Source organism: Paraburkholderia sp. MM5477-R1, assembly GCF_050436385.1.
GTDB classification, from domain to species: Bacteria; Pseudomonadota; Gammaproteobacteria; order Burkholderiales; family Burkholderiaceae; genus Paraburkholderia; species Paraburkholderia tuberum.
In genome coordinates this window covers 249,526-274,590 of sequence record NZ_JBNDMC010000003.1, presented here as the reverse complement: position 1 = coordinate 274,590, position 25,065 = coordinate 249,526, and the positions used below count along the sequence as shown (strand labels likewise).

Below are 25,065 nucleotides of genomic sequence, written 5' to 3'. Positions count from 1 at the left end.
CGCATCTACCGGGCGCACCACGGAAAATGTTTGACTGCCCTAAAGACGACAGCCCTTTCTCGCGCATCTGTTTGAGGACGTCGAAGGAGCCCGACAGTTTTCCCGCCTGGCGCTCAGCGCCGGCGTTGTCATCGTCATCAGCGTTAGCGTTAGCGTCGCAACGATGGGGCGCAGGCGGCAGAAGCGGCCTGGTCGGGGTTACAGACGGAGCGCTTTATGCCGGGCGACTCGGGCGGAAGCGAACCTCTTTAACCAGGGCCAATGACGAAACGCCTTCATCAGCGCATTCGATGAGGGAATGCACTTACGCGCAGCGCACGTGCATTACGCGCGCGAGGTTCTCGCGCGACTCTCTTCCGCATTGGCAAGCGACCGTGGCGCCGGCTCCCCTGTGTTTGGCATCACCCGTAGAGATTGCGCGCTTGAATAGCAGCTGGCGGCCAGACAGGGACTCCAGGACGGCAGCGTTTGGGGTGACCGCTTGACACCGAAAGGCCCTTGATTCGGGGCGTAGTAATCTGATGTGAAGTTGAGGATGAGATGCTTGCAATGAAAGGACGTCCCGGGTTTTTTGCCGAAGGACGGCTGCTGACCTTCACCCTGATGTCACAAGGTCGGGACATCGCGTGCGCGGTAACTCGCGATGCGCTGGAGCGACATCTCCTATTGCGGCGGGAGTCGGATGACACGACTTTGGTCGCAGCCTTCGAGCGCGGACTCAGACGAATACTGGAGGTAGCGGACAGAAAGAGTCGGGCATTGCGGGGCGCTCGCGTTCTGGTGACAGCCGCGGACCTGGGTGCAACCTAAAAAAGGTAAGCGGCCTGAGCGACGCTTCGTCGGGAGGCGTATCCACTTCAAACGTGACGTCCACCTTTTCGAACTTCGGCTCGAGCCCTTCAAGGCGCAACCGGAATCCTTCGATGTAGACGACCTCATTCAGCCCCTTGAGCGCTTGTGTCACCTTCACTTTGTCTCCGCCGTATTCCTCCGGCGATGCGAGCCGTTTCAGGATGGCTGCTAGCTCCTCTCTTGAACATTGCTTCAGGCAGTCCAGCACCCACCAAACTCGCGTACTACCGTCGTGGACAAACCGCGGCAAGCCAGCTCTGGCGAAGAACGCCGTAAGCTGCGACGACGTTCGATATTGAGGATAGTCGTCACCGTTGCCACAAATGAAATTCGCGACTTTCTCCAGGGTGTTTTCATCCATTTTTTTTTGCACCTACGTTTGGTCAATCCGCAGGCGTCTGGTCGATTTGTCGCTGAAAGCATACATCATCTACTGCTCCAGATTAACGAAGTCGGTAGTCACGTCCTCGCACAGAGAACGGCGCGACGGTGCTCGCGCCGCGCCTGTTGAGCAGATAGTCGATGAAGATTTTCCCCACCCGATTGCGGAGGCCGGAGACAGCCGAAAAACGCTCCGGTACGACCCGCGACATGTGCTGCACGACCGCCTGCGAAAATGCTTTGACCTCGTTGCAGCCCTGCCGGCGCGTCAGCGGCACGACAGAATGGAATCCCTCGCCGCCGCTGGTCTTCGGAAAGGAGCCAGATTGAATGCTGGGTCGGTACGTGTCGTTGGTGGGCCAGGGAAGCTGTCTCGCCGTGCATCGTCGTACATGACTGAGGCCTTGTATGGCGCGCCGCTGTATGCAACGCAAAGCACAAGCTGACGTTGCACGCGTTGCCGGGACCAAGCCTTGCTGCGCCTCCGATTCCTGCCCTGTGGCGTGTCGTTCGGGTTCCTTCAAGTGGCTCCACGGACCACTCGCCACGTTACCCACATGGAGGTTGCAATGAGCAGTCTTTCCGGCGAACAGGCGGTTGCTTCGCAGAGAGCCAGCTTCGAAACCCTGTCCGATGCCTGGACCCAGGCATTCGGCTGCATCGAAAAGCTGACCGAGCTGAACCTGCGGGCGGCTAAATCGACGCTCTCCGAAAATCAGGCAGTCATCAGCACGGCGTTGTCAACCAAAGACCCGCTGGAGCTGTTCGCATTGCAGGCAAAGCGGGCGCAAGCCGTCATGGAAGAAGCACAGTCGTACTGGCGGCATTTGTACAACATCATGTTCAACGCCCAGGCCGAACTGGCCAGGAGCGCTGAGGCGCAATTCAAGCGGCAACAGCGGAATACCCAAGCGCTTGTCGACACGGTCGCAAACAATGCACCGGCGGGAAGCGAAGCCGCTGTGAGTGCGTTGCAATCAGCTGTTACGGCGGCCAGTGAGGCGACGAGCGCAACGACTGAAACCAGCAAGAAGGCCGCCGAAGAAGGACGCGAAATTGCCGGAAACAACGGTGAGGCAGCAGCTTCCGCCTCAAACAGGGCGACCAGACAGGCCGTTGAACAAGCCAAAGCTGCCACAAAAAAATAGGTATTGGTTGACATGTAAATGCTGGAAACGGTTTGACTCTCGTGCCTTCAACCTCGCTATTACATCGGAATAGTCGCGACGAGCGGCGCAGGCACCTCGTTTGGGTGTGAGGGTCCCGAGCCCGTTGGCGGCTTCAGTCGAACGGTATGCGAGTGGATGCAAGCGCATCGTGAGCGCCCCTTGGCAAGGCAATGCGCAGGCGTCAGTTGACGGATGCCTGTCGCCCAGGCGTGTGGCTTTGGAATGCTTGAGCCGTATGCATGGAAACTTGCACGTGCGGTTCTGGGGAGGCCGTAGCGGCGACGCTGCGACCTTGCAGGCCGTGGTATCCACGTTGGACTGAGGTGACTTCGTGCGCCAGCTTTCGGAAGTCTTCAAGAAAGGTGGCGCTGCGCTCGCAGCGGGCGGCAAACCTGGGCTGTCTCCGCCCGGCGCCGACGGCATATGACGAACGAGGCGTTGGCGCCATTCCACCAACTAGACAGTGAACCTCCCGGACTTGCTGACCTTGATTTCAGGGCGTTTCTGTGGCTGGGTATCACCGGTTCCCGGCGCGCTACGCCGCCGGTACCGCGCGACGACATGCCTTCTCGCCGCCTTGGGTGCCATTGCTATTTATTCCGGCTCTCGTCCTCGTCAACTTCTTCGCCATCCTCCGACTCAATCTGCGTGGTTCGGCCCGTTTGTTCCGACCGAGCGATGTCACGATGGCATCCGGTATCTTCGGCATTGATAGTCTGAGCTTGTCAGACCGATTACTCATCGATGCGCCGTTGCATGAGGCTGGTGGAAGCTAACGAGAGGCGATTGAGGCACGCGTCGCTAGCCTTAACTTCCGCGCCGCGACCGGTGCTTGCCCGTGTGTTTCTTCCAGATGTTGTTCGAACAGAGCCTTTAACTCTGGACTCGTAGCGGCACGCGCCAGTTTAGGGAGCGCTTTCGTCGACTGCATTTCGGCGCTGTAGACGTAAGACAGCGAGTGGATGAGCAGGTCTTTCACAGTCCCTGCGGTCATGTGCGCTCACAAGAGGGTAGAAAAGGGAGTAGAAAGTGCGGGTGCGACAGACACCGCCCCCATAAACACCGCAATTGAAGCGGCCGAATAGTCGACGCTACTAACGCGCAACGCCTAGTCCCGACAGCCGTGCAGGCGCACAAGAATATTTCGAGCCCAAGCTTCTTCCGGGAACGCACCGTGCGGGAGAAGGAGGCAGTCTCGCTCCCATGCGCGGTGCCTTCGCCGCTCCTCGCCAGCGTTCTGAGACCTCAGTTGTGAGAGCGGTACGTGCTCCTTTCAAAGCCCGGCAAGAACGGAACATCGTCGATAACGCTCGGGCAACGGGATTCGGAAGTTGCGAGAGCGGCGGCATTGTCTACCCGTCGTCTTCCCTATATGGAGCAAAATGCGGTACTCCTCGATGGAGGCAGGAATGGCTTTCCATTGGCGGCATATCGAAGTGACCAGTCACGGCGATTGGGCCTTACTGTGACTGTGCAGTCGAAGCAGTTCGAGCAGGCGCGGGGCCGCGACTGGCTTTCTGAGAAATGCCGCCACCTGCAGGTGGGCCGGTGGTGTCGCCACCGCTGAGTTTAAAAGGACAGGAATAGTTGCGAAGTCCGGCTCGGCCGCGAGTGCACCTATGAGGGTGGGCCCGTCCATCACCGGCATCATGAAATCCGAAACCACGATGTCAGGGCGCCTTCGGCGTGCTGCCTGCAGTGCCTCATCCCCGTTCAACGCAGTCATTACCTCGTAACCTTCTCCGCAAATCAACGTTTCAAGCGCCTGAAGCAGGCTCATGTCGTCATCGACCAGTAACACCATCACCATGACCCGCCCCCGAAGCGGTGGTCTTTCACTTCGTCTGTTTGCCGGCAACAGCTATTCCGCTGCTCGCACGCGTTGAAAGCAGTCCGTTGGACGGGAGCGTTCTCGCGGCAGCTGACGCCGCCGACAGCACAGTCTGCGCTTCCGTCTTCATCAGGTGCGCATGCTTGCCCGGTGGGAGCAGCCTGACTCGCGCGCCTTACCGCGACAAGCGATGGCCGACATTCCGACGCTGACTTTCCGGCTGCGAGCATTTTTTGTTCAAACGCCCCTAGCAGAAACTCTGGGACCGCGTCGCTTAGCGCCTGCGACAGACGGTCGAGCGTCTGTTTTCTTCCGTCGTCGAGAGCGGCTGTCAACAGCGCCGCGAGTTCCTCCGTCAGTGCGATGGCAATGGGCGCGAGCTGTGTTTTGAGGTCTTCGCGTAGAGTCGGAATTCCCGATGGGGTGATGCTCCTCAATGCAGACTTGCGCTTTGCGGCCATTGGTGGCTCACCAAGGTCTTTCGGTAGCGTGCATCCGCGCGGTGCGTCAGTGCCGGAAGCCGTTGAAATGTCAACGACCTGCACAACAGAGTTTCACGGTACGTGGCTAGAGGTCGAATAATCCCTGACTTGCGGCTACTGGATGCATATTGCGGAGAGGTCGACGGTACGGCGATAGATGTTCCTGTCAAGCCACGGCACGAACGTGTACTCCGCATACGCGTTACTGCCGATATATATCCAGTTGTGCAAAACAGCTGACACGATGAATCCTTGAAGACGTTAAAAAAACGAACGGGTCGGGCCACCCCAAAAGGCGATGTTGTGGTCGGGCCGAACCGCGAGCTTTGCACTGTCATAACGGCAACGCTGTCTCGATGAGAGAAGAGTAGGTTTTGCCGAACGGAAAATCTACTATGCGGTCGGATATGTCGATACCGCGTTGGCGTTACCTGGTTATACGGGCGTATAACTTCGCTTAGGAGTTTTAACGAGCGGTGCCGAACCGTGCATAGTCCAGTCCCGCCTTGACCCTGAAGGCGATGTTGTCGCCGCGGTTAAGGACTCGGGGTCTGGTATTCGCGAGGAAAAGCTTCCGCGACCTTCGAACCGTTCTTCACGACTTGCATTTCCGGCAGGGTGATGGGTCTGTGATTTCCAGTTCAATTCATGCAGCCCATGGTGGGCAAATCTGGGCCCCCAGTTGTTCTTAAGGCGGCGCAACATTCTCATTCAGCCTTTCGCCCGCCCTGACACAGGAGGTGGATGCGAAGGCGGATGTAAGCGCTGCGCGCGGTTTGCGTCTAGAAGGATGCGAAGCGCCACAACGGCTCACATTGATACTGCGTATCTGTTGGGAGCTGTCCGTAGGAGCATCGCATGTGGCCAGCATGCTGTATCCGGTGTCGGCAGGCATGTATCGAGGAGCTCAAGGAAAATTTTCTGGCAAGACATGGAAGCACCGACCTAAAACGTTTTCTCCTGGCAATTAGCAGTAAAACTCGATGCACGTGCAAACAGTGAGGGCGCCGTTGCGGTTCGACATTACGCAAAGTATGGAGCAGCTCCAGAAGCTCCCGTCTGCTCTGCACTCGCGCTCGCGACAAGAGGACACTGCGTACAGCATCACGCTAATCGCGGCCGCCGCAATTTCATCTACCTGGACCCTGCTTCTGCGGCGAAAGGTCAGAAAGCTTTTCGCCCCGTGCCTGTGACGCCTCCCGGATGGATGCGGCAATTTCCGCACCGAATAAGAAAACGACGGCAGAGAAATATAGCCACATCATCAGCACGGCAAGAGAGCCTGCCGCACCGAACGAGTTTGCGGTGCCGGCATGGGCGAGATAAAACGCGAAGAGATGCCTCCCAGCCGTAAAAAGCACCGATGCAGTCACACCGCCGATAAGCGCATGACGAAAATGCACCTTTGCATCCGGCAGCCACTTGATAAGGGCAGCAAACCCAATCGCGAGTATCACCAGCCCGAAGACTGATTCACCTACCGCCGCGAGCACAACCAAACTGGAGTCACCAAAAATCGCATGGCCGGCAAACTGTATGGCCGCGTCCAAGACAAGGGACACGACCAGCAGGAAACCCAGTCCCATGACCATCCCGAAGGAAATCAGACGCGCGCGCAGCAGGAGCGCTAGTCCGGCGATACCTTTAGGCGACTCTGCGCCAAACACGACATCCAGAGCGGTGTTGAGCGACGAAAACGTCGCCGAAGCACCGACAGCCACAAGGACAATAGACAGTGCAGCGGCGATGCCACTTCCGCTTGCCCTATGTGCGTGTTCGACGAGAGATTGCATTGCGCTCGCAGCATCGTTGCCAAGAACGCCCTTGACCTGGTCAAAGAGCCGCCCTTTGGCTGCGTCCGGCCCGAAGAACCATCCGGCGACGGCAAGTACGATGAGGAGGGTTGGGGCAAGCGAAAAGGCGGAAAAGAAGCCGATGCTCGCGGCCATCATTGACGAACGGTCATCCAAGAATTTGCTGATGGCGGTCCGCGCGATGGCCATCACGGTTAGCTTGCGCTGGACGGCTTGATTTTTTACCTGACGCAACATACGGGAACCTCACGCGCTAAACTGCCGGGAAGCCTGAAAAAGAGAGCCTGGCTAACTGGCTGCTCCGGCTCGCGCAGCCAGTCAGCGGTTTGTGCATATCACTCTCTCTATCGCGCTAGCAGCATCCCGATAATGATGCCGCCGAGCGCTGCAAAGGCAATGGACATCCATGGACTCTCGTGCGCAAATTCGTCGGTCGAGGCGGAGACGGTCCGGTATCCGCTTGACACGGCTGCTTGCGCGCTGGTGAACGCACTCTTGGCCACCTCGAGCGCGGGTTTGGAGATGTCGGCCGCAGTTCCAGACTCTGTACCCCCGAAGCGCGCTGCCGGGGCTGAAGTACCGGCGACACGTGGTTGCGCGAGCGCGACTGGCCGGTCCAGCGGCTCAGCCTCCGTGCGCGCGGTTGGAGACGGCGCATTACCAATGCGCCGAGCTTGATGTGTCCGCTGCGACGTCTCGCGGCGGTGCGAATTCGTTCGGCGTGTTTGGGTTGCTTCCATTTGCGCTCATGACGGTCTCCCTTTGTTGCCTGTCAAAAGCCTCGGGCGAACGCTGCCCACTTCGGCCAGCGGTCCAGGTGTCGAACACGACTGGCGCGTCATGTGCCCCGTAGACCGCTGCGGCAGTTTCCGGGGCGTCGACACATGTTCTCGCCTGTATGCGATTACCGCGGATTAAGCTCGTCCTCGTCGGCTTCTTCGCCGTCCTCTGACTCAATCCGGGTTGTGCCACCCGTCGAGGGCGGGTCACTGGCGGGGAAGCTGTCTTCGACCGCCTTGTCAACATCCTCCTCGGACTTTTCACTTGCGGGGTTCTCCTGCTTCGGGCTGGTGGCCATATGAGTCTCCGGCTGGGTGGAATGATTTGATACAGCAAGGTGTATTCCGCGAATCAGGATGACCGCAATTTTCTCGACAGTTTTCGTCTGAGGTCTGCTTGTCTGGACGAGCACATGGTGCGAGCGTACATCGGCAAATCAGGAAGAAGAGGACGAGCGGTATGACCAGATGAAGCTGGTCATGGAGTAAGCCGCCACGGGCGGCTCACGGTTGTATGGGCGCCTTTGAGGCGCTCACAATCTCAAGCGACCGGCTTTGCCGGTGGTATTTGACTACCGCGCCCATCGCGGGCGGAGTGGCGACGATTTACGCCGCCACTGATGAGTACCCTCACTCTTTCGGCTCTGCCTCTTCGTATCCCGAACCCAGGTCGGCACCGGTGGTTGGGTCAGAACTTGTGTCCGAAGCTGTCCGTGCAGCCATCGCGCTCAGCACTTTCGCGTCCGCGCCGGAGATGTTGACGGAAGCCAACCCATCGCCCCCATCGACGGCAGGTTCGGGCGTCTCAACAAATTCCCAACCGGGGCCGTCGTTCCAGGGACCGCGTGGCGCATCATCGCCCTGCGACAGGTTGTAATAGACGTTCGTAAATTCGGGCACGCCAGGACGCTTGCCTTGCGGGAAGTTTGGTTGAATTGAATGCAGGGCTTTCTCGAAGGACTTCTGGTGAGCAATCTCCCGCGTCATCAGGAAGCCAAGCGCTTCGGAAATGCTCGGGTCGTCGGTCACGTTCATCAGTCGCTCGTAGACAATCTTTGCGCGCGCCTCCGCCGCTATATTTGAACGCAGGTCTGCCGTCGGCTCACCGATAGTGTCGATGTACGCCGCGCTCCACGGAACCCCGGCTGAATTCGTAAGCGCCGGGCCGCCTCCGTACAGCAGCGCTGTCGTGTGCGAATCATTTCCTCCGCCTGTGAGCGAACGGTAGAGTTCGGCCTCCGACTCCACAGCTTCTGCGAGTTGTCCCTTCGCGCCTTTATTGAGCATTGCCACGATAGAGCCGATGATTTCCAGGTGGCTCAGCTCCTCGGTTGCAATGTCAAACAGCAAATCCTTCCGACCGGGGTCATCCTCTCCGACCGCCTGTGTGAAGTATCTGCAGGCTGCCGCCAGCTCACCTTGGGGTCCGCCGAATTGTTCCAGCAGGAGGTTGGCGAGGCCGGAATTCGGCGCTGAGACGCGGACCGTATATTGAAGCCGCTTGTTGTGCACAAACATGTCATTTCTCCATAGGACGCTGGGTAACGGACTACCGGATGGCCGGACCTGCCGTCACAGCGATGCGCACGTTACTCCGGCTGGTTATGTGACTCCCGGACAGCGACATGCTGCAATCCTGAATGCCGCACCCTGCTGGGCGCCCGGGTCTCAGAACTGGGTTGCTCTGGCGAATGTGCAGCGAGGCTACACGGTGGAAAGAACATTGCGCTGAACACGGCGCATGCAGCGTTCCTGACCGGTGAAGTGCGGCAATCGCGCCGAGTCTTCGTCACACGGCGTTCGAATTCCCACGCGGTGCAACCCTCCTGGCCCTGGTAGGGACACGTCTCTACCGCCGCTCATCGCGAAGACATTCAGGCGCTCGTGCGGCGATTGTTGCAACGAGAAGTTTGCAAGACGGCGAGCGCCCGAGACGTCTGGGAATTGTCTCGCCGCACGCTAGGCGCGGGTGTTCCGTCGGGTCAGGCACGTTGCCGAGCGGGAATGGTGATTGCGCCGGTGCGCTCACACCGCGCTTTCTTGCAGAGGCGGTTCCCAACCGACAAAGGAGTAGACATGCCTACGAAGACGTTGAAGGATTTGTTCATTCATTCGCTGTCCGACATTTACAGTGCCGAAAAGCAGATGACAAAGTCGCTTCCCAGGATGGCACGTGCAGCGACGAACCCGGGACTTCGCTCGGCCTTCGAGACGCACCTGGAAGAAACGCAAGGCCAGATTGAAAGAATTGACCAGGTAGTGGAAGCCAGCGGAATCAAACTCAAGCGTATCAAGTGCGTCGCAATGGAAGGTCTGGTCGAAGAAGGCCAGGAGCAGATTGACGAAATCGAGAAAGGCCCGGTACTTGATACTGCTCTCATCGCAGCGGCGCAGAAAGTCGAGCACTACGAAATTGCAGCATACGGCTCGTTGATAGCACTGGCCAAACAGCTTGGGGAAAATGCTGCTGTCACACTTCTCGGCGAAACCCTGAAAGAGGAAAGGGCGACGGACGACAAGCTTTCTCTGCTTGCCGAAGAGAAGGTGGCGGCAGAGGCCCTGGGGAAGTAGGCCGCCCGACGCTTGCCAGCGGCGGGCGGGCGCCGCTGGCACTCCGGGTCGGGGACCAAGCTACTCAAAAAAACAAGTGACGCGGATGCATTCTGCCGACACCGCCGACGGTGTTAGCGATAACCGGAAATCAGCGATTTGCGACACGTGCCACTGCAACCGGCGCGTCGTTGCCGGTCCGCCAGTGTCGCGACACCGAAGGCCAATTTGACCGCCGCCTGTGACGATTATCGGGCGCGCTATTTTTTTTGGAAGACACACCACTTGCGCAGCCTTGAGCCACTTAACCAAGAGAATGGAGGTTCAAATGGACGAGTCTCATCAAACCACCAACCCCGGCTCCGCCGGTTTATCTCAACCGGGCAATAGCTCGACACCGAAGTCCGACGACAATGACCAAGAACAGCAAACGGTGCCCGGGCTCTGGCCGACCTGAAGGACAAGATTGCTGGTGCACCGCAGGTGGTCAAGACGAAGTACCGTGTCGTCTCTGAATCGACCGACGCTTACGTTCATGAAGCTCCGTGGAAAGCGGTCACGGTGGCACTCATCGGCGGACTCATCATCGGAATGCTTGCTCGCCGCTAACGCCGGATTTAACTCTATAGGAAAAGAAACATGGACCCGGTCTCGCATGGAATCATTTTCTGGCTGATTATCGGCGGCATCGCTGGCGCCTTGGCGGTCGCATCGTCGACGGCGGCGGCTTCGGCATCGTGGTCGACATCATCGTGGGGATTGTCGGAGCATTCATAGGAGGTTGGCTTGGTGGGGCGCTGGGTCTGCACTTGGGAAGCGGCATAAGCGGCTCACTGATTACGGCGCTGATTGGCGCGGTCATCCTGCTCGCTGTCCTGCGACTTGTCGGCCGAGGTCGGGCGCGGCAACTCTAAAGCTTTCAATATTTTATACGCTGAGCGTACCGCTACTGACGGCAAGTAGGTGGAACCCGGGTCAGTCGGGTAGCCGACCGAGCACTGACAAAGAGCGAAGAAGATGCGGCGGACCGCAGCTTCATCGCCGACTCAACCGAAGCGCGTTACGTTTCAGTTTCGGAACGCCCTGGTGTCGGTCCTGGCCCTTCCCGCCCCGCGCCCGGGATGTGCCGTCAGCCTACGGGAGAACTGGTGGTAACCATCGGCTGAGGCTACGCTCGACGAAAAGACTTTCCGACCTAAAGTAGTGCGCCGGATGGCCGAGCTCACCACACAATGCGCGCGCCTGGTCGCTGGAGCTAAGCACCTACGCCACCGCGGTAAGTCGCGGTGACGTAGGCTCTCGAGCGACAGACTGGCTGTCCGCATGGCGCGGCTTGCCCATTGGTGTTTTTCAGTGCTCACTCGGCCTGATGGTAGGGTCGCTTTCCACCACTTCTTGGGTCGCGGACCAGTACGGCTGCCGGTTGTAGTAGCTGTACGTTGACTCTCCCCATTTAGCGTCTGCCATGGCGGGCCAGTGGTCCTTGTCGAAGCCCGGGTCGTCCTTGAGGCGCTGGGCCGTGATGTCGACGAAGAAACACTTCTGGTCCGTATCGAGCGTCAGCGCACTCCATGGGATGGCATGCAGGTTAGACCCCATCCCAAGGAACCCGCCTTCAGACAGCACTGCATAGGCGATGCGTCCGTTGCGGACATCAAGCATGATGTCTGAAATCTTTCCCACGTGTTCGCCGTCTGAAGACATCACCTTGGTCCCGTCGAGCGTCGCGGCAGCCATGACGTCTGGTCCCGGCCCGTCGCCGATACCACCGCCGACGATGTCGGCTCCCCCTTGAGGGCCACGTTGCGGGTTAATTGAGCCCATCATTCACCTCCTTAACAAATGGTGCTCCTGGGACGCGCAAGCCGCGTGCCCACGCTGGCGGGACGAAAACATGACTTCGGCAGGCCAGACCAGGCGGGCGGAGGCGTGGCATGTGCGCCTTGAAATCAGGTATAAATTTACGCGGGTGGCACAGGCAAAGCGACAATCATCATTAGGTGGAAACGGAGGTTCTGATGTGCTATTCGGCTCAGATTCTGGCGGACTACCGGCGGTTCGTAAAAATGTTCGGCGCTGTCATCAGCGTTCGGGAGTTTGCTCAGCTCGCCGTCAGCATGAACATGTTGCGGATGCAACGAAATGCGACAGAAGTCTCCATGTGCCGATACCCCTGATTGTCGGCCGTCAATCCGCTGTGATAAAACCGAAATGGCTCGAGTCAGCCTTCCAGCTGACCGGCATCCAACACAACACGTCTTTTTGAAAGGTTCAGCAAAATGGCAACAGGTACAGTCAAGTGGTTCAACGACGCGAAGGGGTTCGGATTCATTACGCCAGATGATGGCGGAGAAGACCTGTTCGCACATTTCTCTGAAGTCCAGGGAAGCGGCTTCAAATCGCTGCAAGAGAACCAGAAGGTGAGCTTCGAAGTGAAACAAGGCCCGAAGGGCAAGCAAGCATCGAACATTCAGCCGCTGTAGGCGAGGGTAGTCGAATGGTTTGAACCGGATGGCCCGCTCATGCGGGCCATCTGGTTTTCAACAGCATCTGCCGCTTCCGGGCATCGATAACAGACATCGCAAGATGTCACCGCCTGGCGGCCAGGCGCTAACGTGCACGAACTTTCTGGAACGGTCGTTGCGCCGTCGTGTCTTATTCCTACAGCGGCGCACAGAGGAGGCAGCCATGCGGACCCACTCGCGTTGCCCGTATCGCGGATACGGCATTCTGGTGCAGATAGCGGAAGTCCTTCACGTGCTCGAGCCTTACGAGCGTGCTGTCGCCACAATGCGCCCTTACCTCTCGAGCACGGCGACCCGGGGGCGCCAACGCCTCTTCAGCGAGCTCCTTCTCCCACGTCGAACTTCTCGCCAACCACGCTTTCCTGAGCCCGCATGTTGCACGCCGGCGTTGGGCCGCACGTTGTTTTTCCGTCCAACGCATGAAAGGGCCGGCAATTTCCTGATGGCTTACAACACCGTGAAGTCGGTGGCCCGTTTTTTCATCCAGCCTGAAATATCTACCAGAATCCCCTTCCGGTTTGACTTGAAAGAGCTGTCCCCCCTTTGACCATCAATTTGTAGAAGTCGAAGAGTGTTCCGTCGTTAAGCCACATCGTTGCCTTATCGTCCATGTCGTAAAGGAGCTTCAGCGTGGTTCGCCACACTTTGAACGATACCGCGTCAGCAGTCGCTAGCGTTTCCAAAATCTTCAGGTGATTGAGTGAGGACTCGACGCAGAGTGTCTGTAACGGAGCGAGCACGGCCTTTGCAGCCTCGTCGGGCAGCTCCGGGACACTTTCAAGCGTTCTAAGGGCTGCTTGCCGAGAATCAAGGCGGCGAAGCCAACGTGCGTGTTCGGGCCACTTTATCGACAATGCCGTCCAATGGGCCAACTCTTCCGCGAAGACGGAAAGGGTTCTAGGCTCTGATTTATCGATGGAGCGTTCGTGCCATAAGTACCAGTGGAACCTTAGCAAATTCGTAAAGCGTTTGAGCTCTCGGGGGTTGCCCTGAAAGAGGTAGGAGAGACTCTCTGAGAGTTGGACGAATTCTCGGACATCCCTGATGTCACGCTGGCGAGGTTGCCCCTCCTGCTGCTCCTCCTCATTGGAAGAAATGCCTGTTTGGTCTTCGTCCGGCCTTCCCCACAGCCTATGCAGAAGTGACTTTTCCCTGCCACCTACGAGGGGCGGGACAATGAAAGGAAGTTGCACAAATTTATCCATGAAGCGCCAACCGATTGGAATCCGAGCGTCGTTCGGAGCGTTAGCAGTCAAGTCCTTATGCGCCACTTGAAGTGCGGCTGCGACCATCTCTGCATCCATTCCAACGACGAAATAGCAATCGGGAAAGTCACCGGCAATAATGAGATTGACGGCCTCGAGGACTGCGGCAACCTTAGTGGGTGAGCAGCGGTCCAGGTCATCAATGAAGATAACTAGGCCCTCGTTCTCCGGCAGTGCACGAAACACCCGCCGCAGGTCGCTTTCAGCTTGGTGCACAAAGCCTAGCTCAGTATCGTACGAGGGCGCGCGAACAATGCTCTTGAACATTTCCCCTGCTGCTTCTTTCTTGAATTCAAAGGTTGCAGCAATCCACTTTGAGATGACACCCAGTACGACCGCGAGCAGCGAGGATGCGCCAAGAGTTGTAGGGGGTGCGCTGCTCAACCCATAATGCAAGCCGGCTGCGGAACTCGTGAACACAACGGCAGCTGCCAGGATGGACCCGCCTAGGCCTGCGCTGGAGAGCAGGGCCCTGTTAATGAACAGCTCGTGGAGCGATTGGCGGATACGGGCGCTGTCGACCCTGCTCAGGTTCAGCCGCAACCAGAATAATTCTCGTTTCCAGCGAGGCAGCCGAGTTGGAACCTGCTGAAGTATGGCATCGACCAAACCTGCCCAGACCTGATTGGTGCTCTCATATTTCCACGCATTAAACCAGACAGTCGTCCTTCCGCGTGTTCCGTCACCCCGGGCGTCAATTTCCGGCAGCTCGGGCTCGCTCTTTCCGGTTAACTGGCCCTCCAGCTCGAACTCGAGGTCCTTCACAGAAAGTTTTCTGTTCAGGTGCTCGTCGGCCGGCTCTCGATTGCGTTTATCTTTCGGGTCCAGCTCGTCTTCAATCATGAGCATCATGGAGGTTTTTCCGCCTCCCCACGGGGCCTGGATACTAATTGTGAGCGGAGGTTTGGATTCGTCATCGAGAAGAAACTGTGCGATGGCCTTCGCATATACGCGAAAACCCAGAAGGTCGACGTCGGTTGGCCTGTCGGTCGAGAGACGCGGTGTCACCTGCGCCGGGTCCCGCGTGTCCAAGGCGGTGTCATCTTTCCCGGGACCGGTGGACTCGGCCGCCGAGTCTTCCGATTCTCCAGCAAGGCCCGTAGTCAGGCTCTCCCCGGAGCGTCTCTTTCTGGAGAGCGGTCTGTCGGACCGTGTCGCTGCGGACGCCCCCTCCTCGGCGCTGTCGCGTTTCACGTTCCCGTCGAACTGCCGGACTCGGAAACTCGTTGGCGCGTGTTCAAAAGGTGGGTTTGCAGGGGCAAAGGTTGAGGACGCACTGCTCAGCGCATTCGGGTCGTTCGAACCAGAAGGCTCCCCCTTTAGAGGCGGAACCGGCCCGGCCGTATTTTTGAACCCGTATTCGGTCTCAGGACCCGGGTCCGGTTTGTTCAGTTCCATGTGTGAGGCTCCCGCACGCAGTTGCGCGTGAAGCCAATATAGGCTACCGGCCTGATGGCGCAAAGGTTGCGGGCGGCGCAGCACGTGAGGTCCTAAACTGGAGCCATGCGCGCCATTCCAGACCGGACACGTTCGCCACTGTCCCACTACCGGGAGAAAACGTGACTTCCTAGTACGCCAGAGCCCGCGCCATCGGCTGGAGACCTATCAACAGACGACCAGCGGCTGATTTTTGTTGTACAAAAGCACTGGTCCCGGTCGGCTGCATTATGACTTTCGACTCGAGCTCGACGGCGTCTTGCTGTCTTGGGCCGTACCAAAGGGGCCCAGCTGCGACCCCAAGGAAAAAAGGATAGCGATTTACGTCGAAGAACACCCGGTTGAGTATGCGAGCTTTGAAGGCACTATCCCGCCGAATTAGTAGGTGCCGGCACCGTTCTGGTGCGGGACCGTGGGACCCAGGCCCGGTCGGCGACCCGCGCGAGGAATGAAAGCCGGCAAGCTTGTTTTCAGACTTCACGGCGAAAAACTCGCCGGAACGTGGGAGCTGGTCCGAATTGCAAAGCTGGAGGACAGACAGGACCAGTGGATGGGCCACTCGACAAGTACCGACTGTCAGTGGCGCTGGGTGTCGATTCCAGCCATCGTCAACGTAGCGTCAATCATCTTCAGCTCCTGGCCGGAATGGAGCGCCCACTCCTCGCAGTCACACCGCACGGTCATGCCGTTCTGCTTTCGCGCGTACGCAGACGCTTCCCTCTCTCGTGATGTTCCAAACGAGAATCGTACCTGGCTGTGCAGCGAGGGCATCTCTGACCGTGCGTGGCACTGAAGTCTGACCCTCCGCCTGTAGTTGGGACTCCGCCGTAAGCTCTTCCATGTCACCCGTCCGGGCTATTGTTCCGGGACCCATAGTTGAATGCAGACTTTTTTCGGCAACGTTGAGCCCGTCAGTATCGGAGATTCGGGTTGCCTTTCGCATCCAACTCGGTAGCAGGCGCCCCTCGTTAACATAACGAGCTTGTACACGTCGCAGCCAGACGCTGAGGAGAAGGCCGATTAGAGGCAACACTATGATTGGAGGGTTCCTCCAGACCAAAGAGAGCAGTGCCATGGAGCTAAAGTCGAATCTGGTGTACGGGGGAGTTGAGGCGGGAAGTTGAAGGCGGTGGAGGTTTCAGCTGAGAATCTGATTGTCGAAGTCGGAAACCAGCAAACAACAAACCATCCACCATGAGCAAGGATACGGAAAAAGCAGTTGTCGGTCTATTGGGCGCCGGCCTGGGGCTGGACGATTTGGTTCGTCAAGGGGCACGGCAAGTGATTCAACAAGCGATTGAAGCGGAGCTGGCAGAGCTGATGGAGCGGTTCGCGAACGTCAAGACCATGCATGGACAGCGCGCGGTGGTCCGCAACGGCTACTTGCCGGAACGCGATGTGTTGACGGCGGCCGGGCCGATTCAGGTGAAGGTACCGAAGGTGCGTGATCGATCAGGATTCGGCGTGAAGTTCAACTCGACGATCGTGCCGCCGTACGTGAGGAAGTCGCCCCGCGTAAGCGCAGCCCTGCCGTGGCTGTATCTGAAGGGTATTTCGACGGGCGACATGGGCGAAGCGTTAAAGGTGCTCGTGGGCGATGACGCCAAGGGCTTGTCGGCCAACGTGGTGAGTCGGCTGAAGGCGCAATGGGCTGAAGATCATGCGGCCTGGAGCAAGCGGGACTTGTCGGAATCACACTATGTGTACTGGTGGGTGGACGGCATTCACACCGGGCTGCGCAGCGAGAACTCGGACGGTCAATGCTTGCTCGTGATCATCGGCGTGAGGCCGGATGGGAGCAAAGAGCGCGTGGCGATCGGCGATGGGTATCGCGAGACGAAAGCATCGTGGCTGGAACTGTTGCTCGACCTGAAAAAGCGCGGTCTGAAGGCGGGTCCACGGCTGGCGGTCGGCGACGGCGCGATGGGCTTCTGGGCGGCGCTGGAGGAAGTGTTTCCGACAACGCGTGGTCAGCGCTGTTGGTTTCACAAGATGGGCAACGTGCTCAACGCGCTGCCCAAGTCGCAGCAGGCGCGCGCGAAGGCCGACATGCAATCGATCTGGATGGCCGCGACGCGTGCCGAAGCCCATGCCGCGTTCGATCGTTTCGTGTCGATCTATGCGGCCAAATATCCGAAGGCGGCGGAGACGCTGAAGAAGGACCGAGAGAGCTTGCTGGCCTTCTACGAGTTCCCCGCCGAACATTGGCAGCATCTGCGTACCACCAACGCGATTGAATCGACGTTCGCGACGGTGCGCCACCGTACGACACGTACGCGTAACTGCGTGTCGCGACCTACCTTCCTCGGCCTGGCATTCAAGCTGATTGAGGAAGCCGAGAAAACTTGGCGCCGTATCAACGGCCCGGAAAAGATCAAGCTGTTGCTCGAGGGTGTGGCCTTCAAGGACGGCGAACCGGTGCAAGACGATCGACCGGTTCAGCAGAAACTCGCCGCTTGAAATCGACCGCCATCAAAATGTTCATACACCACTCTTGACGTTAGCTCAGTGCCATGTCCGCCTCCCGTACCGTGTCAAGCGCCGCCAGGACGCCCAGAAAACCATGGTAAGGCAGAACCTCGAACCTCGCATGCGCCGACTCGGACGAAACATAAATAAAAACGAGCGCAGCATAGTGTCGCGCTTACTCGAGGTTTCAAGTTGCCAGCGCCTCGAATTGTCCCCCGTCAAAACTGCCTTTCCTCGTGTTCGAAACGACATCTGCTTAGCTTCACTTCACGTCACGGCGTGCCCCTGATGCTAACAGGATTGAAGCACACGCCGATGCGCATTGCGCATAAGACAATGGCAAGCCTGTTTCGCAGGAAGGCTGTCCGCCACCCAAAAAAAAGCCCGCCTAAATTGGCGGGCTAAACCATGCCTGGGGAAGACATGGAGGAGACTCGGATAAACATAAACCGTGCTGACGAGGCGCATCCCACGAACTAAATCTACAGGCAGTCTGTACTTCGTGCCATCGCACAAAGGTATAGCGGTCCTCACCCACGAGTTTTGGAAGTCATACAAAGGTTTAACGGAGCCGCGGCAAGACGTGGCAACCCAGCCCCGGGTGAAAGGAGCTTGGAGACATGCGAATGACCAAGTAACGCCGAATATATCTATTCGGCCATCCAGCTATAAGTAGCGCACTGCATCTCGCGCATGGCATAGTGCGGGCTTCTCAACCACGGAGGCGGGAATGACCACCCTGGAATCCTTGCAAGCAAAAATCCAGAAACTCCAGGCGCAAGCAGACGTGCTCGCTGCGAAAACGTCGAGCGCTGTTATCGAAAAGATTCGCGAGTTGATGTCAACGCACGGCCTGACGACTGCTGACCTTGACGCGCATGTTGGCGACAAGAAACGCGGACCGAAAGCCGCAGCTAAATCTGCGGTCATCGCCAAGCCGTCCGCAGCGAAATATCAGGACCCGAAGACAGGGGCTATATGGTCCGGACACGGACGCGCTCCGGGTTGGATTGCGAACGCGAAAGACCGCAGCAAATTCCTGATTGAGGGTAGTGCCGATGCAGTCGTCGCTGCGGGAGTGGCAAGTGCGAAGAAGGCCAAGACTGCGGGCAAGAAGGTCTCGTCGTCAGTCAGCGCCGCTGCTGGCACGGGTCGGCCGAAAGGTCCGCAGCCGGCTAAGTATCGCGACGCGAAGTCTGGTGCGACTTGGAGCGGGCGCGGTCGGGCTCCGACGTGGCTGTCTGGCGCTAAAGACAGGGCGAAGTTTCTGATTGATGGTGCGGGTGCCGACGCTGCGAAACCTGTGACGAGCAAGCCGAAGGCAGGTTTCAAGACGCCTGCCGCGAAGAAGGTTGTTGGCAAGAAAATTTCGGCAGAGAAGATGGTAGTCGTTCCCAAGAAGGCCGTCGCGACCAAGTCTCCTGCTGCCAGCAAAAAGGTTGCAGCGAAGAAGGCAGTTGCCTCGCCGACGAAGCGTCCGGGCGTGACGAAGGTGGCTGCCAAGAAGACTGTTGCGGTCAAAGCGGTTGCTGCGAATGGCGATTCTAGCGCCGTGCCGAAAGCTTCGGTTGAATTGAGCGCGTAACCGAGCGCTTGGCGCGTGATGCCAGAGGGACCTGCTTATCCAGCTGGTATCAGGTCGCCCCGTAGTTGAAGACTCGCGTGACCGAGACTTACGGCTTACCTTTCAGGGTGAATGGAGCCAGGAGCGACTGCACGTCAATCTGCTGTCCCTGCAGCAAGAGCAGCCTCGCGTGAAGCACCGTGTTTTCAAGAACCAGTTTCGCGGTGCTCAGCAGGTATAGCGCGTGGATGTCAGACACCGACATACCGGCTTCGACCTGGTGATGACGCTCAACGAGAGAGGTCATAACGAGGCGTCGGAGTTCCTGCTCTCCAACCGGAAGGTCCGCGTAGTCAATCGGGTCATCGGCTTCGACTTCTCGCAGCATGTCAACAAGCGTTTCTGTGCTCACTTCCATGTGTCGGCTCCACGTTGTCGGTTAGGACCAGCATAGGCAAACTGCGTCATTCAGCGCTCTCAGACTACCGGTTCTGACCGCGGTAGTCCAGCCTGAAAGGTTCCGAAAAATCTCCGTCGTCATTAGCCGCCTCCGGCTTGCTTGTCGAGGCTCCTGCATACCTGTGGAACACTCGCCTGTGGTCGTGACAATGGCGGTGATAGACATCGAGACTATGACCACCGCGCGTCAGCACCTGAAACACGTTTTTACCCCGCGAGCTCGCATAGTCGCTGACGCGATGTACGCCCCGATAGCTAGGTAGGACAACCGAGCTGCGTAGCCTGGTCGCTCAAGTCCCGTGGCTGCGAAGTCCCAGGCCTGTTCCGCATGCAGGTCGCTCTTTTGGGCTGGTCCGTGCTCGGTGGGTCTCGCGACGAACGCCGTCTTCAGTCCGCACCGACGTGCGGCTGCCAGGTCGCCCGTTGTGAGCTGCGACCATGCAAACTGCTCCGGCGTCAAGGCCAAGGATTTCGACCGTCTCGGCGTAGACTTGTGGCGAAGGTTTTGTAAGCTCGAACGACTTCTGCGCCGAGAATCGCGTCCCAAGGGAGCGTGGCCGGTCGAACAGTAGAACTTTGATTTCTGAGCTATTGGCCACGTCGTGAACCTCCTCACCCAGTGCGATTAGGGAGTCTAACCCGAGTCCGGAGGATTCGAACGAGCGCGAAGCATTCGTGAAATTACTTGCAGAGGAGTGGCCGGAGGACTATCCGGCCGGGGCGACGGAGTGGCTGCTGGTCGGAGAAACAATCGCTCTGATTGGACGCACGGACATCGAACCAACGGCGCAACCGAAGGTGCGCACTTAAACTCTGCAAAGGAATTACCCCGGAAATTCAACAAGGAGACGGAAGGAACCTATGGAACGCTCGACTTTCGTCACGGCCATTCGGCAATTGTCCGCGGCAGCCGAAATTGCAGCCAAAGCTGGACCACAGGATTTCAGGTTCGACGCGTTCCAGCTACTCGCGTTCTTTCGTCGATACGACGATTCAGGTCTCAGTCATAAGGCGGGCTCAACGTCCAATGACGAGCTATTCGTGCGTACCGCAGAGGCTGCGCTCACGATGGCGGGGCGAAACGAGTTTGCCGCATCTCTCGCACTTCTTGAGCAAGCCCGCTCGCTGCTGTCGTCGACATAGAATCTGCAGCGCTGCTCTCCGCTGACCCGTCACCGGAACAGGGATGGTGGGCGGATGCGCAGCTTCACGCCGCGCACAAATCGGCGTTGGCGCGATACTCGCTTGCGTCGCCGTTGGACTGTTGCTCCACACCTGCATCGGACGAAGTCCGGAGACCGGCGTCGAAAAAGCCGGACCGGTCCGACGAAGACTTGATACTCTTCCGATTTATCTATCACCGATGACAGGGTATTCACATGACATTGTTCGAGATTGCCGGCGACAGCCTGCAACCTATCCCACTGGACACATTTGGAAATCTGGGACTGCGTGAGCGCACTGACATTCAGCGTGCGGTGCGGGCGCACATTGAGGCAATCACGCCGGGCGTGAGGACGAAGGTTCTCGCTGAGGAATTTGGAGAGTGGGCAGGCGCCAATCGCAGAATCGACCTGCTCTGCGTGGATGAAGACGCGAATCTGGTGGTTGTCGAGTTGAAACGTGACGACGGTGCACACATGGACCTGCAGGCGCTGCGCTATGCCGCGATGATTTCGACAATGCGGTTTGACCAGGCGGTAACAGCACACCGAAAGTATTTGGCTGATAACGGCTCCAGCGAAGACCCGGAGCAGGCAATCCGTGAGTTCCTAGAAGTTGAGGATGGTCAAGTTGTATTCACGGACACCGTTCGAATTGTGCTGGCGTCCGCCAATTTTTCTCCCGAGCTGACGACAGCAGTACTCTGGCTGAACAAACAGGGGAAGATGGACATTCGGTGCGTTCAGATGCGTCCGCATGCCGTCGACTCGCGGGTCCTATTGGACGTCCAGCAGGTCATCCCACTTCCGGAAGCAGAGCAGTACCAGGTCGCAGTACGTGAGAAGTCGATTGAGCAGGAAAGGGTTCGTTCGACCACCCGCGACTCGACCCGATACGACATGTCCATAGGGGAAACCTTCTTCCCTAATCTGCCAAAGCGTCGGCTGATGCTCGCTCTTGTCGGGGAAGCAATCAGGCAAGGGTTGTCGCCAGAGCAAATTCGCGAAGCAATCCCTTGGAGAAGAAGAGACCTTTTCATTTCAGCACCGGGCAAGGCAGATGAGAGCGCATTCCAGACGCTTTACCCGGGAAAGAAGCTTCGGTACTTCTTCGCCCCAGACGAGATGTTTTTACTCGACGGGACGACCTTCGTCCTGTCGCGGGCCTGGGCCGACCGAACGCTCGAAGCGGCGGAGAAGGTCCGGCAACTTTTGAACAATACCGACGAAGTCACATGGGAACCGACAACAGAAGTAGCAGATGAAGAGACGTACCAAGGCTACACTATCAGGCGGCGCGAAAGCAACGCCATTGAAATTGAGCGCGACGGGCAACAGGTTTATCCCGTCATAGCGACGCTCCGAGAGCTCGCGTTGCAGTTGAGTGTCGCGACGGTGAATGACGCGGGAAATCCGCTGAATACCCGGCAGCTTGGTGCTCGGGTCATCACAGCAATCCAGTCGCTCTGACTGGTCACGTCTCGTCATCGTGAAACACCGTTGCAGCTACGGCCGCAGTACCTCAGACGACTGCCCGTCACGACCGCATCTTCGGCCATCGGCTTATTGACCAGCGCGAGCTTCTCACGTAACCGTCCAGTTGTGCCAAGGCCTCGTCCAACCGGTGGTGACTGGCCTTGCATTCGATGATGGCCATCGGCAGCCCGTTGACGAACAGCAGCAGGTCCGGGCGGAACACATCGTCGTCGGCGTTGCGGCCCACGTACTGGTCCACCACGTGAAAGTCATTGTGGGCCACCGTGCTGGCGTCAAAGAAGCGCACGCTGCGCGGGCTGCCCTCAGCATCCTTGACCTGGATGTCGCAGCGATGAACCACCTGCTCCCAGAATGCCTTGTTGGCCGGCAATAGCTCATCGTTGACTCGCTTGCACAGCTCGATGAGGGCAGCGTCTATACCGCCGGGCGCGTTTGCAAGCCATGGGTTCAGCGCCAGCAGACGAGGCCTGAGAATGTTCTCCAGCACTGGGGCTAGGTGACGGTGCTCGACCACTACTAGGTTACCCGGCAGGTGCGTGTAGCCCAGTTTGACCAACCACTCGATGGCAGGAACCTCGACGCCGGATTTTTCTGCGTTGCCCATGTCTGCTTCCTTATTGTTCTTATATGATGTTGTGCGCTCAGGCGGCCACTGGCTCGGCGTCTGCGAGCTTGACACGCCATTCGCCGGTCAAGAGTTTTTGCATCAGGCCGCGTTTCAGCGTTTGGTAGCGGGTTTGCCGGTTCAACAAGATGCCCACCTTCGATGCAATCGCAGACAAGATTTCGGCGATAGCTCCTCAACGTGAGCGGGTTTTGAACTGGCGCGAGTCAAATCTTCGTCGGTCATGACCGAACCCTGTGCGATTGTAGCCATCGACTGGGGGCGGTTTGTCCGAAAAGTGTATGAGTCGCACTCCAACCTGTCCGGAAACTGTGGGGTTCCCGCCCGCACACTGGCCGCCGCCGTCTTTGCTCCCTGGCTCCCCACTTCTCAAGACTTCTCGCGATGTTTGAGAATTCTCAGGTCTAGTGAGAATCCAGGATGCAAATAGTTGGCAATCTTTTTGTCCGCTTTCATCGGCGAATCACGGCGGCATTCTTGAGTCGGCGCCCGCTCTTTTGGGGAGCGCGTTACCACTGCTCGAGACACCTCGCGAGAGCGGGCCAGCAGCACGCCTGTCGACCAGCACGCCGCCACTGATTCGCGAGATTTTTTCGAAAATGCAGCGGTCGCTTCAAACCTCGCTGCGGCAATGGTGACAAGGCGTTCAGCGAACTGAACACTCCTCGCGTCATCCCGCAGTGGATTCAACCAAAAAGCGCACTCAAATGGTTTATTAAACTACCGACTCGTAGCTAGCATCCGGTTAATCACTGCATACATTGTTGTGTGCAGGCGACTTCAACTGTGATGCTCGGAGCGGATACCATGCGTGTCGTCGTATTGGGAAGTGGCGTTGTTGGTGTGACGAGCGCGTTTTACCTCGCACGCGCGGGGCATGCGGTCACCGTCATCGACCGCGAACAAGGGCCTGCGCTGGAAACGAGCTTCGCGAACGCAGGGCAGATTTCGCCTGGCTACGCAGCACCTTGGGCGGCTCCGGGTGTGCCGCTGAAAGCGGTGAAGTGGATGTTTCAGAAGCACGCCCCGCTCGCGATTCGTCCGGACGACGAGGACAAGCAATTCCAGCTTCAGTGGATGTGGCAGATGCTCCAGAACTGCAATGCGGAGCGCTATGCCATTAACAAGAATCGCATGGTCCGGCTCGCGGAATACAGCCGCGATTGCCTGAAGGCGCTGCGAGCAGAAACCGGCATCCAGTACGAAGGACGCACTGGCGGCACGTTGCAGGTTTTCCGTACGCAGCAGCAGTTCGAGGGTGCGGCGAAGGACATTGCCGTGCTTAAAGAAGCCAATGTCCCATACGAGTTGCTGACTCAGGGTGAGCTTGCTAGAGCCGAACCGGCTCTTGCCGCCACCTCACACAAGTTGACCGGCGGCTTGCGTTTACCGGGCGATGAGACCGGCGACTGCCAGTTGTTCACGACTCGGCTCGCGGCGTTAGCTGAGCAAGCTGGCGTCACGTTTCGGTACAACACGCAGGTCGAGGGCCTTGTCGTGGAGGGCGGTAAAGTTGTCGGCGTCCGCCATGGTGCCAAGCTCATTCACGCCGATGTGTTTGTCGTAGCGTTCGGCTCATATTCGACGAACTTCCTCTCAGACATCGTCAAGATTCCGGTTTATCCGCTCAAGGGCTACTCCATCACCGCCCCCATCATGGAAGAGCGATGCGCACCGGTCTCAACTGTCCTCGATGAAACGTACAAAATTGCTATCACCCGATTCGACAAGCGCATTCGTGTCGGTGGTATGGCAGAAATTGTGGGGTTCGACAAGCGTCTTCGCGAAGCTCGGCGCGAAACTTTGGAAATGTGTGTGAACGACCTTTTCCCGGGCGGCGGCGATACCTCGAAGGCTACATTCTGGACTGGGCTGCGACCCATGACGCCTGACGGCACACCGATTGTGGGCAGCACCGCGGTCCAGAACCTCTATCTGAATACGGGTCATGGCACGCTCGGCTGGACGATGTCGTGTGGTTCAGCGCAGCTGCTCGCGGATTTGGTTTCAGGGAAGCAGCCGGCAATTCGACACGATGACCTCAACGTTTCCCGCTACGCGAAGGACTCGCCCGCTCCGGCTGAATTCAACCTGAGCTGAGCGCGTCGCATGCGTCAGCAGTAGCAACCTGGCCGCACGTGCGTATAACGCGACGATTCGCCAGTTCGAGAATTAAGCGGCGGCGCTGGGAATGAGTAGCCGA

The 25,065-nt window shown here is 58.3% G+C and carries 23 protein-coding genes and 5 pseudogenes; 13 read left to right on the top strand and 15 right to left on the bottom strand.

From position 1 onward, the window contains the following. The first annotated feature begins 540 nt into the window (after positions 1-540). Positions 541-810, top strand: a complete 270-nt coding sequence (locus OKW35_RS04545; RefSeq protein WP_429551334.1) for a DUF1488 family protein — start codon at positions 541-543, stop codon at positions 808-810. Here OKW35_RS04545 and OKW35_RS04540 read toward each other — a convergent pair. Then, positions 719-1,213 (bottom strand): hypothetical protein, encoded by a 495-nt coding sequence (locus OKW35_RS04540; RefSeq protein ID WP_429551845.1) that lies wholly within the window; start codon positions 1,211-1,213, stop codon positions 719-721. The genes OKW35_RS04545 and OKW35_RS04540 overlap by 92 nt on opposite strands. Before the next feature lie 100 nt (positions 1,214-1,313). After that, positions 1,314-1,553: pseudogene (locus tag OKW35_RS04535) on the bottom strand (DNA ligase D); the annotation flags it as partial. Between the two features lie 249 nt (positions 1,554-1,802). Between OKW35_RS04535 and phaP the strand changes: the two are divergent. Further along, positions 1,803-2,381: a TIGR01841 family phasin gene (phaP, locus tag OKW35_RS04530; protein WP_429551333.1), complete on the top strand. Its 579-nt coding sequence runs from the start codon at positions 1,803-1,805 to the stop codon at positions 2,379-2,381. A gap of 853 nt (positions 2,382-3,234) precedes the next feature. Here phaP and OKW35_RS04525 read toward each other — a convergent pair. The 7 genes and pseudogenes from OKW35_RS04525 to OKW35_RS04495 all read right to left on the bottom strand — a co-directional run. Then, positions 3,235-3,396: pseudogene (locus OKW35_RS04525) on the bottom strand (ferritin-like domain-containing protein); the annotation flags it as partial. 450 nt (positions 3,397-3,846) lie between these two features. Continuing rightward, the gene (locus tag OKW35_RS04520) at positions 3,847-4,212 is read right to left on the bottom strand and encodes a response regulator (RefSeq protein WP_429361931.1); all 366 of its coding nucleotides are present in this window, start codon (positions 4,210-4,212) and stop codon (positions 3,847-3,849) included. Between the two features lie 617 nt (positions 4,213-4,829). Next, positions 4,830-4,958: a hypothetical protein gene (locus OKW35_RS04515; RefSeq protein ID WP_281394095.1), complete on the bottom strand. Its 129-nt coding sequence runs from the start codon at positions 4,956-4,958 to the stop codon at positions 4,830-4,832. Positions 4,959-5,845: 887 nt separating this feature from the next. Continuing rightward, the gene (locus OKW35_RS04510; RefSeq protein ID WP_429551825.1) at positions 5,846-6,718 is read right to left on the bottom strand and encodes a YihY/virulence factor BrkB family protein; all 873 of its coding nucleotides are present in this window, start codon (positions 6,716-6,718) and stop codon (positions 5,846-5,848) included. A 155-nt stretch (positions 6,719-6,873) separates the two neighbouring features. Next, complete coding sequence (locus OKW35_RS04505) at positions 6,874-7,269, bottom strand: glycine zipper domain-containing protein (RefSeq protein WP_429551332.1); 396 nt, start codon at positions 7,267-7,269, stop codon at positions 6,874-6,876. Positions 7,270-7,433: 164 nt separating this feature from the next. Continuing rightward, entirely contained in the window at positions 7,434-7,607 is a 174-nt protein-coding gene (locus OKW35_RS04500; RefSeq protein ID WP_429551331.1) for a hypothetical protein, read from the bottom strand. 331 nt (positions 7,608-7,938) lie between these two features. Continuing rightward, a complete protein-coding gene (locus OKW35_RS04495) occupies positions 7,939-8,826 on the bottom strand; it encodes a manganese catalase family protein (RefSeq protein ID WP_429551330.1) in 888 nt (295 codons plus the stop codon). Positions 8,827-9,384: 558 nt separating this feature from the next. Between OKW35_RS04495 and OKW35_RS04490 the strand changes: the two genes are divergently transcribed. The 4 genes and pseudogenes from OKW35_RS04490 (at position 9,385) to OKW35_RS04475 (ending at position 10,772) form a co-directional block, all read left to right on the top strand. Further along, on the top strand, positions 9,385-9,879 hold the full coding sequence (locus OKW35_RS04490) for a ferritin-like domain-containing protein (protein ID WP_429551329.1): 495 nt from the start codon (positions 9,385-9,387) through the stop codon (positions 9,877-9,879). A gap of 307 nt (positions 9,880-10,186) precedes the next feature. Next, positions 10,187-10,315, top strand: a complete 129-nt coding sequence (locus OKW35_RS04485; protein WP_429551328.1) for a hypothetical protein — start codon at positions 10,187-10,189, stop codon at positions 10,313-10,315. Between the two features lie 26 nt (positions 10,316-10,341). Further along, positions 10,342-10,467, top strand: a complete 126-nt coding sequence (locus OKW35_RS04480) for a glycine zipper domain-containing protein (RefSeq protein WP_429551327.1) — start codon at positions 10,342-10,344, stop codon at positions 10,465-10,467. A 30-nt stretch (positions 10,468-10,497) separates the two neighbouring features. Continuing rightward, a pseudogene (locus OKW35_RS04475) lies at positions 10,498-10,772 on the top strand (GlsB/YeaQ/YmgE family stress response membrane protein). A gap of 436 nt (positions 10,773-11,208) precedes the next feature. Here the strand turns inward: OKW35_RS04475 and OKW35_RS04470 are convergent. Then, the gene (locus OKW35_RS04470; protein WP_429551824.1) at positions 11,209-11,682 is read right to left on the bottom strand and encodes a PRC-barrel domain-containing protein; all 474 of its coding nucleotides are present in this window, start codon (positions 11,680-11,682) and stop codon (positions 11,209-11,211) included. Positions 11,683-12,137: 455 nt separating this feature from the next. Here OKW35_RS04470 and OKW35_RS04465 point away from each other — a divergent pair, with 455 nt between their 5' ends. Continuing rightward, the gene (locus OKW35_RS04465; protein WP_018419045.1) at positions 12,138-12,341 is read left to right on the top strand and encodes a cold-shock protein; all 204 of its coding nucleotides are present in this window, start codon (positions 12,138-12,140) and stop codon (positions 12,339-12,341) included. A gap of 539 nt (positions 12,342-12,880) precedes the next feature. On the opposite strand, the gene OKW35_RS04460 is transcribed toward OKW35_RS04465, so the two are convergent. Further along, positions 12,881-15,046 (bottom strand): KAP family P-loop NTPase fold protein, encoded by a 2,166-nt coding sequence (locus OKW35_RS04460; RefSeq protein WP_429551326.1) that lies wholly within the window; start codon positions 15,044-15,046, stop codon positions 12,881-12,883. A gap of 225 nt (positions 15,047-15,271) precedes the next feature. Between OKW35_RS04460 and OKW35_RS04455 the strand changes: the two are divergent. The 3 genes and pseudogenes from OKW35_RS04455 to OKW35_RS04445 all read left to right on the top strand — a co-directional run. Further along, positions 15,272-15,638 (top strand): annotated as a pseudogene (locus OKW35_RS04455) (DNA polymerase ligase N-terminal domain-containing protein); the annotation flags it as partial. A gap of 641 nt (positions 15,639-16,279) precedes the next feature. Next, the gene (locus OKW35_RS04450; RefSeq protein ID WP_090812446.1) at positions 16,280-17,545 is read left to right on the top strand and encodes an IS256 family transposase; all 1,266 of its coding nucleotides are present in this window, start codon (positions 16,280-16,282) and stop codon (positions 17,543-17,545) included. A 739-nt stretch (positions 17,546-18,284) separates the two neighbouring features. After that, positions 18,285-19,139: an H-NS family nucleoid-associated regulatory protein gene (locus OKW35_RS04445; RefSeq protein WP_429551325.1), complete on the top strand. Its 855-nt coding sequence runs from the start codon at positions 18,285-18,287 to the stop codon at positions 19,137-19,139. 88 nt (positions 19,140-19,227) lie between these two features. Here the strand turns inward: OKW35_RS04445 and OKW35_RS04440 are convergent, their stop codons facing one another. Both OKW35_RS04440 and OKW35_RS04435 read right to left on the bottom strand, forming a co-directional pair. After that, entirely contained in the window at positions 19,228-19,536 is a 309-nt protein-coding gene (locus OKW35_RS04440; RefSeq protein WP_187635649.1) for a hypothetical protein, read from the bottom strand. A gap of 296 nt (positions 19,537-19,832) precedes the next feature. Then, a pseudogene (locus OKW35_RS04435) lies at positions 19,833-20,135 on the bottom strand (HAD hydrolase-like protein); the annotation flags it as partial. Between the two features lie 303 nt (positions 20,136-20,438). On the opposite strand from OKW35_RS04435, the gene OKW35_RS04430 reads away from it, so the two are divergent. Together OKW35_RS04430 and OKW35_RS04425 are read left to right on the top strand one after the other, a co-directional pair. After that, complete coding sequence (locus tag OKW35_RS04430) at positions 20,439-20,720, top strand: hypothetical protein (RefSeq protein ID WP_429551324.1); 282 nt, start codon at positions 20,439-20,441, stop codon at positions 20,718-20,720. 236 nt (positions 20,721-20,956) lie between these two features. Beyond that, positions 20,957-22,210 (top strand): hypothetical protein, encoded by a 1,254-nt coding sequence (locus tag OKW35_RS04425; protein ID WP_429551323.1) that lies wholly within the window; start codon positions 20,957-20,959, stop codon positions 22,208-22,210. A gap of 67 nt (positions 22,211-22,277) precedes the next feature. Here the strand turns inward: OKW35_RS04425 and OKW35_RS04420 are convergent, their stop codons facing one another. Both OKW35_RS04420 and OKW35_RS04415 read right to left on the bottom strand, forming a co-directional pair. Continuing rightward, a complete protein-coding gene (locus tag OKW35_RS04420; RefSeq protein WP_429551322.1) occupies positions 22,278-22,841 on the bottom strand; it encodes a type I restriction endonuclease in 564 nt (187 codons plus the stop codon). Positions 22,842-22,878: 37 nt separating this feature from the next. After that, positions 22,879-23,019 (bottom strand): hypothetical protein, encoded by a 141-nt coding sequence (locus tag OKW35_RS04415; protein WP_429551321.1) that lies wholly within the window; start codon positions 23,017-23,019, stop codon positions 22,879-22,881. A gap of 650 nt (positions 23,020-23,669) precedes the next feature. Here OKW35_RS04415 and OKW35_RS04410 point away from each other — a divergent pair. Next, entirely contained in the window at positions 23,670-24,962 is a 1,293-nt protein-coding gene (locus tag OKW35_RS04410) for a D-amino acid dehydrogenase (protein ID WP_429551320.1), read from the top strand. Positions 24,963-25,065: the final 103 nt, after the last annotated feature.